The following is a 15,084-nucleotide window of genomic DNA, read 5'->3' as shown; positions in this document are numbered from 1 at the left end:
ACCAACGCAGGGTCAKAAACCGCCGGCCCGGAAGGACCATATCTGACCCCGCGTTGCTTGTGGCGGGGGCGCCGGGGGCAGGAATCCGCGGGAAGGGGCGGCCGCTGGTCACCGCTGTMTTTGATGCCGCGGTTCCCATAGGATTTCAGAGGGCCAAATGCATTCCCGGCGACCGCCGGACCACAAGGAGGTGGCGGATGCCGACAGGACCACCCAGTGCGTCAAGCAAGTTCCGCGCGCCCGAGCCTGTTGGCCAGTGGGTTCACCGCGCGCGGCTGACCGAGATGCTCCACTCGGACCGGAAACGGCGGCTCGCGTTGATCCACGCCCCGGCCGGTTTTGGCAAGTCGACCCTTGCCGCCCAGTGGATGGAAAGCCTCGCGTCCCAGGGCCTCGTCACCGTCTGGTTGTCCTTGGACCGGGACGACAACAACACCATCTGGTTCCTTTCCCATCTGCTCCAGGCAATCCGCAAAGCCGGGCCCGGACTCGAGGAGGAGCTGCAGCAATTGCTGGAGGAGCGCCCCGACGACGCTGAGCACTACGTGGTTCCCGCTCTCATCAACGCCATCGATGAGGGCGGCGAGGACATTGTGATCACCCTGGATGACTGGCACCTGGTCACGGAGCCCAGAACCAGGGCGGTAGTGGAACGCCTGCTCGATGCCGGCGGCTCACATCTGTCCTTCATCATCACCAGCMGCACCCGCTCGGGCCTGCCACTGGGCCGGCTCATGGTGCGGGACCAGCTGCTCGAAGTGGACGCTGTCGCGCTGAGGTTCGATGAAAACGAATCTCAGGACTTCCTGGTCGGCGTCAACCGGCTCGATCTGGATGCGGGAGACGTGGCCAGCCTCCACYGGACGACTGAGGGCTGGATCGCCGCGCTGCAACTGGTCTCCTTGTCACTCAGGGACCACCGCGAGGCCTCAGAACTGATCGAACGGCTCTCCGGCAGGCACGCCTCGATCGGTGAGTATMTGGCCGAAAACGTCCTCGACACCCTCGACCCCGAAACGCTGGATTTCCTGCTGATGACGTCGGTTCCGGAACGGCTGTGCGCGGGGCTGGCGTCCGCCCTCTCGGGAGTGGAACTGGGCCAGGCGATGCTGGAGAAGATCCAGGCGCAGGATCTTTTCCTGCAGCCCCTCGACGAGGACGGCACGTGGTACCGCTATCACCACCTGTTTGAGGACTACCTKCGCCGACGTCTGGAGCGTGATTACCCGGGACGGACCAAGGAACTGAACCTGATCGCTGCCCGCTGGTATTCAGAAAACGGATTCCCCAGCGACGCGGTGGACCATGCTCTCGCCGCCGGGGACGTTGAGCTCGCGGTGGAGATCGTCGAATTCCGCGCCATGTGGCTGGTGGAACACTCCAGCATGTCGACCCTGTTGGCTCTCGTCGGCAAGATCCCGGCTGACCATGTGGCCGGGCAAGCCCGGCTCCAGACGGCGATAGCCTGGGCCCATACACTGCTTCACCAATCCGCAGCCGCCCAGAGTGCTTTGGACCGGGCCGAAGCCGTGATGCCCGCCGATGCGACCCTGACCGAACACGACCGCTTTGAACTGGGCGTCGAAGGGCTCGTTGTGCAGAGCTGCATCGACATGTATGGCGACAGAGTAAACCACGTGGACGAACTGGACGAGAAGTGCTTCGCCCAGGCGGATCTGCTCCGGCCCTGGATCGTCTCAGTGGCAGCGAACGTCTCCACGTTCAAGAAGATCCACGACGGCGATTACCCTCTCGCGTTGGAACAACAGCGCTGGGCCGCGAAGTTCCACGGCCTCACCTCGGGGCCCTTCAGTGGCGTGTACGGACAGTGTTTCGCGGGGCTTGCCGCCTACGCCCTGCTCGATCTGGACAGCGTGGACCAGCACTTCACCGCGGCTGTGGAACTCGGCCGGCGCAAGGCCGGGCGATACTCGCATGCGGCGCGGCTGGCGGGAGCGATGATGGGCCAGCTCCTGTATGAACGCGGCGAACTCGACAAGGCCGAGAAATTACTGGAGGAAACCCGCGAGCTGGGCTCCGAAGGCGGGGTGGTGGACTTCATGTTGTCCACATACGGGACGCTGGCAAGAATAAAGGCACTTCGGGGGGACACTCCGCGGGCCCGGGAAATACTCGATGAAGGCGATCTGGTGGCCGACAGCCTCGGCCTGGACCGGCTCCAACTGGTCATGAATCTGGAACGCGTGCAGTTGGGAATCAGCCCCCGGACCATCGACGCCGAACCCCACGATGCCGTGCTGGGCGCGGCAGTTGCCCAAGAATCGGCGGACACCACCGGGCCACGGCTGGAAGGGCTGGCCGAGGCCAGGCACCAGATCCAACAGGCCACGCAGCTGCGGGCCGCCATGGCTGAGGCCGAGCACGAGGGACCGGACTTCCCCGGCAGACTGGACACCGTGAACGGTGCCCGCCGTTTGCTGTCACGGGCCGCAGCGTATTTGGGGCCGAGGGCAGAACTTAATGCCCGTATCCTGCTGGCGGCCGCCCTCGAACAGGCGGGGAACCGTGACGAAGCCGAATCGACGCTCCGGCCTGCCCTGGAGACGTGTTCCCGGCTGGGCCTGGTCCGGCCCGTCCTCGATGGCGGCTCAGGCTGCATGGAGCTGGTGCGCGCCACCTCGGCCAGGCTGCGGCGGGAGCCCGCCCCGGAGGTGGGGAGCCACGAGTTACCGCGTTTCCTCAGTATCCTCATCCGGCTGGATTCCCAGGCCAAGACCAACCGCGATGCCCGGTGGTCTGCCGAGGCCGCATMTCCCCCCACCGGCGCGGGCACCACCGTTCCGGAACCGGGCTTGTCGCAGCGCGAACAGATGATCCTGCGTMTTGTCGAGAAGGAAAGGTCCAACCGCGAAATCGCCCAGGAGCTGCATCTGGGCATCAACACCGTCAAGTGGTATCTCAAGAGCCTGTTCAACACTCTCGGCGTCAGTGACCGAAGGGCTTGCGTCGTAGAGGCCCGACGGCGGCACCTGCTCCCGCCGAAGTAACCCGAGGTCAGTTACCCCAGGGTTTCCAGTCTGGCCAGCACGCCCTCCGGCGAAGCGGCGCTGGGGATCCCGGCCAGGTAGAAGTCCCCGGCCGGGAGTTCCACGTCTGCCCCCAGCCAGAACCCCGCAGGAATATAGGCACCCACCGCGGCGTCCCCTTGCAGACGCGCCTGATCGTCGTCGAGCTGCCCCAGCGTCCAACGGTAGTTGCCGGCCAGGTTGGCAATCGGAGTGTAGGTCTCCAGCGAAACGTGCACGCCGCGGGAGGCGCCGGCAGGGGTTCGGTTGTCGAGTAAGAGTCCCGCGACGGGCAGCGCCGCKAACGCCCGCAGCCAGTCACTGACATACATGGAGGCATTCTCGGCGTTGTCGGCGTCGAGGTCGCCGGTATCGTCCGCGCCCGAGAAGTGGTGTGTGCCCCTGAGCCACATCATCGGCGACGGGATGCGCAGCACCACAGGCTGGCGGGCTGTCTTGGCGAACACGGTAACGAACTCCAGCACCGCCCGGTTGAGGTCATCGTCGCCCAGCAAAGTCCTCAGCGCGAACCCTGTCCGGGATCTGGCCGCCATGCCGGTCTCGAGGCTGGTGTTGCCGGCGGTCAAATGACCGTACAGCCGGTMCAGGTCCAGGAGCGCCACGTCCGGCCGGAGCAGCCCCTGTGCCTGGGCGAAGAAAGACGCATACGCCGTGGCGTTGTCCCACGGGACGGGCCGGCCACGAAGAATCACGGAAGCTGCGTACTCGTGGTGGTCGAAAACCACGGCTTTCGGCCGCCCCGACGGAGGGGAGGCAACAACGTTGGCGAGGCTGGTGGCAGTGGAAGTGGTCATGACGTCTTTCTCCATACTTTGGCTGATAAAGRCCCTCAGCGCCGCACCGTCCTGGCTGGGGAGGATGCGGCGCTGAAGGCTTCTGGGGTTGCTGTGTCGCAGCCCGGGACGTGCCGTAACGGGCTAGGACTTACGGTGGACAACTTCCCCGTGCTTCTGCTCGAGCTCGMGGATTCGGTCCTCCAGGGCGCTGATCTTGACTTCCCTGCGGTMCGGAAGCATGATCAGCGGCAGCTTGTCGATGGTCGCCTTGACCCGTTCCGGTCCGTTATTCGTGAAGTGCGTGGCGGTGAGTTCCTCTGTGTCGTCGCCCCAGGAACCGTAGTAGAGCAGGTCCTTCGGGGGCTCGGTTTTCACGTAACCCTCAAGGAACTCCTTGTACGGCTTGCCGCGCRCGATCCGGGCCTGCCGTGAGTCGTGGCGCAACCGGGTGGTTGCCTCCTGGTCCACCACKAACGTTTCAGGATCCMAGACGACGCCGTAGATGCTGGTGGCGACCTTCGGTGAAATGCGGCCGAGTTCCAGATCCTTGGCCACCGCTTCCGGATCACGTTCCAGAACGTCGCCGTACCCCCCGCCGGAGCCCTGGGCAATCATGTACATCTCGCCATCCTTGGCGACGTCGAACTGCAGCCCCATATGGGAAGTGGTGTACTTACCGCCCTCATAGGGCTGCTCGTTCATGATCCGCTCCATGGACAAATCGAATTTGCTGGAGTCCTTGCGGATCACGTCGTAGATGTTGATGCCCTTCACCATGGCCAGCGGTGTCGTGCTGCAGCCGTAGCCGCCGAACATTCCMGTGATGGACGAGAACTTGGATCCCGAGGTAACGGTCATGAAGCCCCACATCGGCGTTCCCTCCGCGGCAACGATCATCTCGTAGCCCATGCCGCCGCTGTTCTTGCCGAAGCCCTGGTTGTCGCGGACGATCCGCTTGCTGACCAACTGCATGAAAGKAACTTCCTCTTCCATGACTTCCTGTTCGGCAGTGTCAGCCATGGCACAGAACAACGGTGAGACGGCGTCTTCACCGTCGCGGAATGCCTTGGCACCGCCGCCCATGCCGTTGAGGTCGGCACACAGGTTTCCTACCTGGTCGCCGTGTTGGGTCAGGCCTCCCCACAGGAAGGTGTTGATCTGGTTGAACCACGGAGCCAGGACATTGGAGAACTTCTCCGGGTTGGAGAACTGCATCTTGGCGAAAGCTGTCTGCAGGGCCGAGAACCCGCGGAACGACGCCTGCAGCGATTGCCCCATCGGAGCATCGTAACCAGCGTCTGCCCACGTGTGTTCATCCGAGATGATGTCGATAGGAGACATCGCCGAGGTGCAGCGGGGCAGGTCGGGCCACCAGAACGCYAGGATTGCCTGCATCATCATCGATTTGACCGAGCACAGCGGGGAGTTAATGGCCCGGTTGAGGATTTCGGGACCCGTGCCCCTCAGGTCCACCGTCATTTTGTMACCCTTGACCGTCACCTTGCAGGCGAACTTGATCAGGATGTTCTCCTTGAGCGTGGAGTCCATGAACTGGTTAAAGGACACGGTTCCGTCCGGCAGTTCGCTGATGCGGCGCTTGACTTCCTGCTCCACGTCTTCAACGGTGACCCGCAGGGCAGCGACAAAGGTCTCCACTCCCACTTCGTCGATGATGCTGTCGACGCGTTCCTGGATGCGCTGGACGGCGCCGATCTTGACCTTGAGGTCAGCCAGTTGCAGCTTGGGGTCGCGAACCGAGTGCTGCAGGAATGTCAGCAGGTCCCGGCGCAGATTGCCCTTCTCAACGATCTTGAACGGGGACATCCGGAGTCCGTCGTCGAACGGGGTCTCGGAACCTGACGGCATTCCGCCGGGCTCGCAGGCCCCGTTCTCGCCTTCGTGGATGGTCGCGGCGACCCAGGCGATGATCTTTCCCTCGCGGAAGATCGGMATGATCATGGACTGGTCCGTGTTGTGGACGTTTCCGTACCGGGCATCGTTGTGGATGAACCCATCGCCGKGGTTGATCCCTACCGTCGGCTCGTCCTTCCAGTACTTCATGATGTAGCGGATCGGGTGATGCAGGATCGCCGAGAACGCKATCACGCCGTGGCAGGACAGGTAGGTGACGTCCCCTTCGGCGGTGTAGATCGCCGTTGTCAGGTCCCCCCATTTGGCGCCGGGAGCGGCACCCATGGCCTCGCACATTTCGTAGCCCTCATCCAGGGCGCCGGCCAGTCGCTTGCGGATGCGGTCCACCTTGATGGGGTCCACGCCCTTGGAGATGCACTCTTCCTCGTAGGCGGAGCGTGATGTGATCTGGTGGCTTCGCATGATGGCCGGGTCCGGGCCGAGAAACAGGGTTGTTTCGTCCATGAATTGGTCCACCCACTGCTGCTCCTGGGCAGTCAGCGGCTGGGAAGTGTCTCCGGCTGTATCTCCGGCTGTATGTCCGGCGGGGCCGGAGGTGCTGGGTTCATTTGCTGTAAGCGTCATTGCTGTCGAGCTCCTTCAATGGGACTAGCTGGAAGGTCTGGATGGGATCCGTGAGGCACGGGATCAGTCTTTGAGGAACCACACGGCCCCCTGGGATGTCGGTTCCAGGCGCCATCCCGGTTCCACGAGATACGTGGTGTTTTCCGTGGTGACGATGGCCGGGCCGTGGATGACGTGTTGGTGGTGGAGGGCCTCTGCGTCGTACACCGGGGTGTCGACAGCTCCGTCGATCTTCACGAAGTGGACCTGCCGGGTGCCGACCGGGCTGGGCATGGTCCTGTCATGTCCGGAGTCGATCGAATCGAACTTGACCACGTCCCCGTCCACATAGGACGACACCCGCACGGTCTGGGCCCGGATGCCGGCCTCGGGAGCCTGGCTGCCGGCACCGTAGCGCTTGCCATAGATGTCCGAGAACGTCCGGATMAGGTGAAGCACGTCGGCGACGCCGTCCACACGGTTGATGTCGAAAACGACGGCCGTGGTCACCAACTGGTTGCMGTAGCGCATGTCCATTTCGAGGCTGTAGCGGATATCGGCGGCGTCGTACCCCTGGCGGATGAGGTCTTCCTTGCCCTTGGCTTCCAGCTCCTGGATGACGTTGTTCAGCTCGTCGTAGCTCTTGTAGAGGCTGCGGTCCGTGGGGTTGTAAAGCACCACATGGGAGCCGCGCTCATGGATATGGAGGGGTTTCATGTTGCCGGCGCCGCAGGCCGAGAACACCGAGGAAAAGGGCGGCGCGAGGATCCTGCGGATGCCGGCGTGATCGGCGATGCCGCAGGCGTGCAGGGGTCCGTTGCCGCCATAGGCCAGCATGGTGAAGTCTTCCGGAAGGTATCCCCGGACCCGCAGCTCTTTGGCCATTCCGATCGCCATCTGCTCGTCGACCGCATTCTTGATGATCTTGGCGACCTGGATGGTATCCATGTTCAGGTCATCAGCGAGGACCTCGTCGATTGCGTAGGCGGAGCGCTTTTTGTTCAGCTTGATGTAGCCGTTGGCGTAGTTGTCCGGATCCAGGTACCCCAGGACCAGGTCAGCGTCGGTGACTGTAGGTCGGAGGCCGCCGCGGTCGTAGCACGCGGGGCCTGGATCCGAGCCGGCTGATTCCGGCCCGATCTGTACCGCGTGGTGGATGCGGTCATAACTGGCAATCGAGCCGCCTCCCGCGCMCAGCGTCAGCAGGTGGATCATGGGAACCGATACCAGCCAGCGGCCGATGGTCGGCTGGAAGTCGTAGTGCTTGACGCCGCCTTCCGGGACCAGTCCGATGTCGAAGGACGTGCCGCCCATATCAGTCGAAATCACGTTTCCCAGGCCGGTGCTGTCGGCCAGGTGCTGGGCTGCCCCGACGCCGGCGATGGGGCCGGAATGGATGGTCTGCAGGGCATCAGTCGAGTTGGACTGCGCCATGCCGCCTGAGTTGTGGATGACAAGCATGGGCTTGTCGTAACCGGACGAACGCAGGTTGTTGGACAGCTGCCCCAGCGCGTGGAACATGATCTCGTGCAGGAATGCGTCCACGATCGTCGACGTCGCACGGACGTACTCGCCCTTTCGGCCCGACACCTGGCTTCCCAACAGGACGGGGATGGCCCCGAGCTCGTGGGCCGGGTACTCGTCCAGGATGATCTCCAGGATCTGCTGCTMATGGACCGGGTTCTCGGTCGAGTTGACCAGGGAGACCACGATCGCTTCCGCACCGGCGTCCACGAGCTCGCGCACCTGGGTGCGKACATCGTCCTCCATCAGCGAAACGACCACCTTGCCGGCGGAGTTGATTCGCTCCTTCACCGAGCGGATCAGGGCGCGGGGAACGAGCGGATCAGGGCGGGTGGCATCAGGCATGTTCTGCTGCTTGGAAGGGTCCAGTCCTTCACCGTAGCCACGGCCGCGGGACAGCGGGATGGTGTCCTCGAAGCCGTGGGTGACCAGTGCCCCCACCCGCGGGCCTTTGCCTTCGATCAGGGCGTTGGTGCCGAGCGTCGTGGCATACCGAACGGAATCGACTTCCTTAAGGACGAGGTCCCGGTCCAGCCCGGCGCGCGAGCAGGCGAGGTCSAGTGCTTCATTGAAGCCTTGGGCCAGGTTGTGGTGCGTTGTGAGCGCCTTTGCTTCAACGTACTGGTCTTCCCAGGCAAAAAAGCAGTCGGTAAATGTGCCGCCGATGTCGACGGAGATTCGTTTCATGACCAGTGGTCTCCTTTATTCCAAGTACTAGCTGAACGAATGGGGGGAATGGTTGTGGGTGTTGTATGAGCCGAGGGCCGGGGTGAAATCAGCAACAGCCTCTTCGCCGGGTCCGTAATTGATGACGACCTCAGGCTTGGTGCCCCGCTTGATCCATGTTTCGCGGAGCGAGTCGATATCCCACAGCATGTCCACCGTGGGCGGGTGTCCCGGCGGTACGTACTCCGTTTCCAGCTGCGTCCCGCACCCCGGGCAGTAGAACTCGAGAATCCGGCAGAAGGTGGGGTCCGGAGCGAACGTGAATTCGTACTTCTCCGGGTCCAGGATCGACTGGTGGATTTCCGTKGGGTCCCGGTCGTAGACCAGTGTCCCCTCCTTGTAGTTKCCTCTGGCCTCGCCGAGGTCCTGGTTGCATACCCTGCAGTTCCACCGCTCGGTCTCGAGATCGATGATCAGATATTCCGTCATTGGAATTCGCATAACGTGTCTCACCTGTTCTTGCTGGTTGTGTGGGGTCACTTCTGGATGGTGTCTGTGAGCATGAGGTCGCCGGAGACCGTCACGTCGAAGACCCAGCCATGCGGCACGCGGGCAGTGAAGTARGGGCCTTCGACGATTGCCGGGCCCGCCGCTGAAGCCCCTGCCGTTTGGCTCTCCAGGTCGAAGACCTGAACCTCGTCCACTTTGTCCACAGCGGAGCGGACCTTTCGGGTGGAGGCGGCGACGGCGGGCGTCTTCGCCACTGATTCGGCCCGTCTGATTGATGCGTGCGGCAGTTGGTACCGGGCGGTCAGGGTCAGCATGGTGTTGTGCTCGCTGGTGCCGGGCTGCGGATCGGAAGCCAGGTACGGCAACTCGGAAACCAGCTGCCCCTCGGCATCTTCCAGCACCACGTTCCATTCGAGCCGGCAGTCGTMAATTTCGTGACCCTCCTGGAACATGTCCCGCGCAGCCCGGGCCAGCAGCATCGTCTTGGTTGCACCGAAGTCTTGCGCATCCATTCCCGCGACATTCGCCTCATAGGTCTGCGCAATGTCAGAAAAGCCGATTCCAAAGGCTGAGAAGACTGCCGCCATCTTGGGCACCAGGACACGACGAACGCCCGCGATCCGCGCGGCACCACAGGCGCTCATTGGTCCGGCACCACCGAATGCAGCCACCGTTGTGCCGTCCGCATCCTMGACGTCGGCGGCAAAGGACTGCGACATGCGTTCGAAGTAGGCGGCCTCCATCCGGATCAGGGCGTCATTCAGGGTGATCCCCAAAGGTTCTGCGATGACTTCGGTGATGACGGCGCGGGAGCGTTCCGCGTCAAGACTGAAACCGCCATCGAGGTACGTGTCCGGATCGAGCACCCCGAGAAGCAGATTTACGTCCGTGATGGTGGCCTGCTTGCCCCCAAAACCAAAACAAGCAGGGCCAGGGGCGGCGCCGACGCTCTCCGGGCCGACGGTGATGACGCCGTCGCGAACGGCGATGACGGAACTGCCGCCGACGCCGCTGGAGTGGACGTTGCTCATCTMGAACGACACCGGAACTCCCTGGATGGAGCCCCTGCGGTCCGTCGAGATGGTCGAGTTCTTGACCGAGCCGACGTCCGTGGTGGTGCCGCCGACGTCGATCATGAGAACGTGCGCGAGGCCATAGGCCTCCGAGAGGGCCTTGGTTCCTTCCAGCCCGCCGCGCGGGCCGGAAGAGTAAGTCTTCAACGCGACGGACTTGGCCACCCGCGACGAAGCTCCGTCATTGCGGTAGATGAGGAGCGGGTTTTTAACTTTGTGGTCCCGCAGCCGGTGCTCGGTGCTGTACAGGAACCGCTCCATGGTGGGGTGCAGGAAGGAGTTGATGATGCCGGACCACACCCGGCGCCCCTGGACGGTGTCGGGCGTGAATTCCCAGGAGAACAACATGGGTACCGAGCCCAGCAGGTGGCGGGGGAACTTCCGGAGCAGAACGCCTTTGACGGCCTTCTCCTTGTTGCGGTCAGCCATGGCGATGACAAGCCGTGCGGCGCCGTCGGTCGTCAGCCGGTTGACATGCTTCACAATTTCCTGGGCAAGCTCCTCCACGTCCTGTTCAGCGTTGATGACTGCCACCCGCGTGCCGACGAGGTCTTCAAACAGCTCAGCTGCCGCCTCGCCATTGCGGAGCTCGCCGGCCAGCGTGGGGCTGTCTGTGAGAATGCCAATCCGGGGACCCTTGCGCTCCACGAGGGCATTGGTTCCCTGGGTGGTGGAGTACCGGATGTGACGGGTTGAGTGCAGAAGCCCGGGGAGATCCTCTTCGCCGAAGATCTCCTTCGAGGCTTTGGCCATGCCGTCGAAGAGACACTGGGAGAGGTCAAAGGGCGTCGTGAGGGTCTTCGTGAACGAAAAATTCTCACCGTCCCAGACACAAATATCGGTCAGCGTCCCACCGTTGTCGATGTTAATGAGCCGTTCCATTGATACTCCTTTGTATGTTGAGGCGCGGTGACACCAGCGGCGTATTCCTCAACTTGTGACTGTGATCCAAGCCACACCGAGGACTGGTCTCAGTGTGGCTCAGCAGCCGGAGTGGCCCGCAACCACCTGACCGGGTGGACTATGCGGGGCCGGAGCGACTACCCGGGTGGGCGCGCGTGGGCATCATGAACTGCGTCAGAGTCCTTGAAGCCCTCCAAAAAGCAACGCGGGGTCAGACACGGCCGATGCCGGGCGGCTTAATGGGCTGTATCTGACCCGCGTTGCTGGTGGTGCGGGTCGGGTGCCGGGGTCAGGCGTAGTCGTTGTAGAAACCGCGGCCGCTCTTGACCCCCAGCCAGCCCTTGGCGATGTACTCCTCCAGCATCGGGGCCGACTTGTTCTCCATGCCGGCGAGCTCGCAGTAGTGGTTCTCGATGTCCAGGACGACGTCCAGGCCCACCTCGTCCATGAAGCGGAACGGCGTGGTCTCGGATTTGAAGACGTCGGCGAACAATGCGTCCACGTCCTGTGGGTCCGCGACGCCCTCGGCCACCACCAGGAGGGATTCGCGCTTGATCGCTGCCCAGATCCGGTTGAAGATGAAGCCGGTGCTCTGCCTGCGCACCCGATGCGGCATCAGCGCGTACTTGGGCAGCTCGGCCATGAGCAGTTCGATGATCCCCGGATCGGTGTGGCCGTTGGACATCAGCTCCACCGAACGCACCGCCGGCGGCATGTAGAAGTGCATGTTCAGGACCCGCTMCGGGCTGCCCACGCTGCCGATGAATTCGGAGGACGCAAACGAGGACGAGTTGCTAGCCAGCACGGCGTCGGGGGCCGCCAACTGGTCGAGGTCGGCGAAGAGGGCCTGTTTGAGGCCGAGCTTCTCCGGAACCGCTTCGACCACGAGCCACGCATCGCGGAGGGCATCCACTAGATTGTCCTTCGCGGCGAGCCGGACCGCAGGGTTGCCCCCGAGCTCCTCCACGGCGCGGTGGCGCTGCGTGGCGATGTACTCAATGGCGGCCTTGGCCACGGCCAGGTCCGTGTCGAAGACGCGCACTTCGGCGCCCTGGAGCGACAGCATCAAGGCGATGCGGCGTCCCAGGGTTCCGCCGCCGATGATCGTGATGGGCCGGTCCGCGATGTTGGCGGGGAGCGTGTAGGTCATGTCGATTCCTTTCAGGAGGCTGCTGACGGGCCAGCGGCCAAGTTGATGCGGTTCGTGCGGGTGCCCTTGGCGATCAATACAAGGGCAGGGACGGCGGCAAGCACAAGGGCCAAACCGTAGATCAGCGTGGTGTTTTTCATTCCGGCGACCGGGACCAGCAGGCCCGCCGCCACGGCCGGGACGCTGAAGCCGAGATAGCAGATGACGTAGACGCTGGAGAGCATRCCAATGCGCTCGTGCGGACCGCACAAGGGCAGCGTCATGCGCATCGCGCCGAAGTAGCCGCTGCCGAATCCGACGCCGGCGACGGCCGTRCCGCTGAAGTACAGCGGCGCGGAGCCAAGCTGAACTGCCAGCACGGTGAGCAGAATGCCCGAAATCAAGGCGATGACGCCGGTGAGCAGAGTGTTCCGGTCCGACCAGCGCCGGACCACGAGGATGGCCAGGGCACCGGGCACGAAGAGCGCGACGAGCGCCAGGCCGCCCACGAGGACCGAGCCGTCCTTCGTCATGGCGTGCGCCAGGACGGGTCCCAGCGAGAGGTAGAAGCCGGCGAGCGCCCAGGTGGCCGCCGCGACAGGCATGGTGGCGGCCATTGTCCGGCGGGCCGAGCGGGGAATCCTCGCCTCCGGAACTAGGGAGCGGACGGCGCCCGGCGCTTTGCGGCCCGCACTCGGCAGCCACACGAGGGCGGCGCCCAAGCCGAGGAGGAGCGCGGCCACGAGAAAGTACACAGCCTTGGTGGGCTCGGGCAGGAACCGGACCAGCGACGCCGAGCCGAGCGCTCCGACAGACAATCCCACCGGAGACGCCGCGCTGTTCACAAGAGATCCGCGGCCGCTCCGTCCGGCGCCCTCGAAGGCAAGCAGCGCCGCCCCGGCGGCCCCCATGGCCGCTCCCGTGGCGGTCCCCTGCAAGGCCCGGGCGGCGACGAGGACTCCCGGCCCGGAGGCAAAGGCGAAGGTCATCATGGCCGCGACCTGAAGCCCCACCGCGCCCAGCAGGACCGGACGGGTGCCCACGTGGTCCGCGAGGGATCCGACAACCAGCAGCGTCAGGAGCACCGCCACGGCGTAGACGGCAAACACGACCGTCACGGCCGCCAGGCCGAGCCCCCATTCCCGGGCGTAAAACTCGTACAACGGCGACGGAGCCGACGAGGCCCCGATGAAGACCGTCAGGAGGGCCGCGTGCAGCCAGAACGCGATACGGGTGTTCTTCAATGCTCTTCCCTACCTACTAAAAGCACAATCTGTGCATTAAGAGTCTAATATCCTCGCGGCCACCTAAAGCGCAGAATCTGCATTAAGCTGGTGTGATGATGGCTACGGCGACACCCCGGCCCGGCGGCCGCAGCGCCCGGGTGCAGCAGGCAGTACACGAAGCCGTCCGTGCCCTGCTGGAGGAGCACGGCGGGGACCGTACGGCCCTGTCGGTGCCCGTCGTGGCCGAACGCGCCGGCGTGAATTCATCGACCATCTATCGGCGCTGGGGAGATCTGCCGCGGCTCCTCGCCGCCGTTGCGTCCAACCGGATGCTGCCCGAGCAGGTGGAGGACACCGGGACCCTGGAAGGGGACATGGAGGCCTGGTTCGTGCCTTACGTCGAGGAATTCTCCTCGTCGCTGGGCCGCCAGGTGCTGCGTGACATGCTCGCCGACGGCGCGGTGACGCGGGACTACTTCGCCCTGATGCAGGGTCATGTCGAGGAGATCAGGAACCTCGCCCGGGCACGCGGAGAAACCGCGCCGGCGGCGCAGGAGATCATCGACGTCGTGGTGGCCCCGGTGATCTACCGGATCCTGTTCAACCACGAATCCGCCCCCGAACTGCGGGTCCGGGACAGGATCGCCCGGCTGCTGCGCCCCGAGCAGACCTCGGCGGACCGGGAGGACTAAACTCGGTCCCAGCCCACCCACCACCATGCGAGGAGCACCCATGCGCGCCACCATCATCCACGGTCCCGGCGACATCCGAGTCGAAGACCGCGACTACCCCACGGTCCAGCTGCCCACCGACGTCGTCGTGAAGGTCACCGCCTCCTGCGTCTGCGGCTCGGACCTGTGGCCCTACCGCGGGGTCAAGCCCACCCACAAGCCCTCCGCAATCGGACACGAGTTCATCGGCACGGTCGAAAGCGTCGGCGCGGACGTCAAAGACCTCGCCGTGGGCGACTTCGTGATCGCGCCGTTCGTGGTCAGCTGCGGCCAGTGCCCCCAGTGCCTCAACGGTGTCACGGTGGCCTGTGACCACCTGGCCGGCTGGGGCGGCAAGGATGACACCGGCTTGAGGATCGACGGCGGCCAGGGCCAGGCGGTCCGCGTGCCGCTCGCCGAATCCACGCTGGTCAAGGTTCCGGGCATTAAGGATCCGGACGATGCCCTCCGTGCCAGCCTCCTCACGCTCTCCGACGTCATGGCCACCGGCCACCACGCGGCCCTCGCCGCGAAGGCCGGCCCCGGCCGGACCGTGGTGGTGGTCGGCGACGGCGCCGTCGGACTCTGCGGCGTGCTCGCCGCCAAGCGCCTCGGCGCGGAGCGGATCATCGCGATGTCACGACACGCGGACCGGCAGGCGATCGCCCGCGAATTCGGGGCCACGGACATCGTCGCTKAACGCGGGGACGACGGCGTCGCCAAGGTCCGCGAACTACTCGGCGGCGTACTGGCCGACTCCGTGCTGGAGTGCGTGGGGACCAAGGAATCCATGGACCAGGCGCTGCACAGCGTCCGCCCCGGCGGCGCCCTCGGCTTTGTCGGCGTCCCCACCGGCGGCGCCGAGGCCCCGCTGCGCTTCCTGTTCGACACCAACATCTCGATCGMCGGCGGCATGGCCCCGGCCCGGACGTACATCCCGGAACTGCTGGCCGACGTGCTGGACGGCACCATCAACCCGGGCCGGGTGTTCGACTCGGTCATGCCCCTCGAGGAGGCACCCGAGGCCTACCGCGCCATGGACGAA

The 15,084-nt window shown here is 64.5% G+C and carries 10 protein-coding genes; 3 read left to right on the top strand and 7 right to left on the bottom strand.

The features are described from left to right. The first annotated feature begins 197 nt into the window (after positions 1-197). The gene (locus AC1DBQ_RS04790) at positions 198-3,008 is read left to right on the top strand and encodes a winged helix-turn-helix domain-containing protein (protein WP_476927412.1); all 2,811 of its coding nucleotides are present in this window, start codon (positions 198-200) and stop codon (positions 3,006-3,008) included. A gap of 11 nt (positions 3,009-3,019) precedes the next feature. Here AC1DBQ_RS04790 and AC1DBQ_RS04785 read toward each other — a convergent pair whose 3' ends face one another. The 7 genes from AC1DBQ_RS04785 to AC1DBQ_RS04755 all read right to left on the bottom strand — a co-directional run bounded on the left by AC1DBQ_RS04785 (position 3,020) and on the right by AC1DBQ_RS04755 (position 13,347). Then, the gene (locus tag AC1DBQ_RS04785; protein ID WP_476927411.1) at positions 3,020-3,841 is read right to left on the bottom strand and encodes a hypothetical protein; all 822 of its coding nucleotides are present in this window, start codon (positions 3,839-3,841) and stop codon (positions 3,020-3,022) included. A 123-nt stretch (positions 3,842-3,964) separates the two neighbouring features. Beyond that, positions 3,965-6,319: a hydantoinase B/oxoprolinase family protein gene (locus tag AC1DBQ_RS04780; protein ID WP_476927410.1), complete on the bottom strand. Its 2,355-nt coding sequence runs from the start codon at positions 6,317-6,319 to the stop codon at positions 3,965-3,967. Between the two features lie 63 nt (positions 6,320-6,382). Beyond that, positions 6,383-8,509, bottom strand: a complete 2,127-nt coding sequence (locus AC1DBQ_RS04775; RefSeq protein ID WP_476927409.1) for a hydantoinase/oxoprolinase family protein — start codon at positions 8,507-8,509, stop codon at positions 6,383-6,385. A 27-nt stretch (positions 8,510-8,536) separates the two neighbouring features. Next, positions 8,537-8,977, bottom strand: coding sequence for an acetone carboxylase subunit gamma (locus tag AC1DBQ_RS04770; RefSeq protein ID WP_237563275.1), 441 nt, complete (start codon positions 8,975-8,977; stop codon positions 8,537-8,539). 47 nt (positions 8,978-9,024) lie between these two features. After that, positions 9,025-10,953 carry a hydantoinase/oxoprolinase family protein gene (locus tag AC1DBQ_RS04765; RefSeq protein WP_476927408.1) on the bottom strand — a complete coding sequence of 643 codons (1,929 nt, stop codon included), beginning with the start codon at positions 10,951-10,953 and terminating at the stop codon, positions 9,025-9,027. 310 nt (positions 10,954-11,263) lie between these two features. Beyond that, entirely contained in the window at positions 11,264-12,124 is an 861-nt protein-coding gene (locus AC1DBQ_RS04760) for a 3-hydroxyacyl-CoA dehydrogenase family protein (protein ID WP_476927407.1), read from the bottom strand. Positions 12,125-12,135: 11 nt separating this feature from the next. Further along, entirely contained in the window at positions 12,136-13,347 is a 1,212-nt protein-coding gene (locus tag AC1DBQ_RS04755) for an MFS transporter (RefSeq protein WP_476927406.1), read from the bottom strand. Positions 13,348-13,442: 95 nt separating this feature from the next. On the opposite strand from AC1DBQ_RS04755, the gene AC1DBQ_RS04750 reads away from it, so the two are divergent. Continuing rightward, the gene (locus tag AC1DBQ_RS04750) at positions 13,443-14,021 is read left to right on the top strand and encodes a TetR/AcrR family transcriptional regulator (protein ID WP_476927405.1); all 579 of its coding nucleotides are present in this window, start codon (positions 13,443-13,445) and stop codon (positions 14,019-14,021) included. 40 nt (positions 14,022-14,061) lie between these two features. Further along, positions 14,062-15,084, top strand: a 1,023-nt coding sequence (locus AC1DBQ_RS04745) for a zinc-dependent alcohol dehydrogenase family protein (protein WP_476927404.1), incomplete at its 3' end; no start/stop codon positions are given.

It is taken from the genome of Arthrobacter sp. 10T413_2 (assembly GCF_056394205.1).
Note: the sequence above shows the minus strand (reverse complement) of the source record. Positions and strands in the feature narration are given on the sequence as shown.

Coding starts and splice junctions, on each gene's coding strand:
- AC1DBQ_RS04750 (WP_476927405.1), top strand. CDS start 13,443: ATGATGGCTACGGCGACACCCCGGCCCGGCGGCCGCAGCGCCCGGGTG.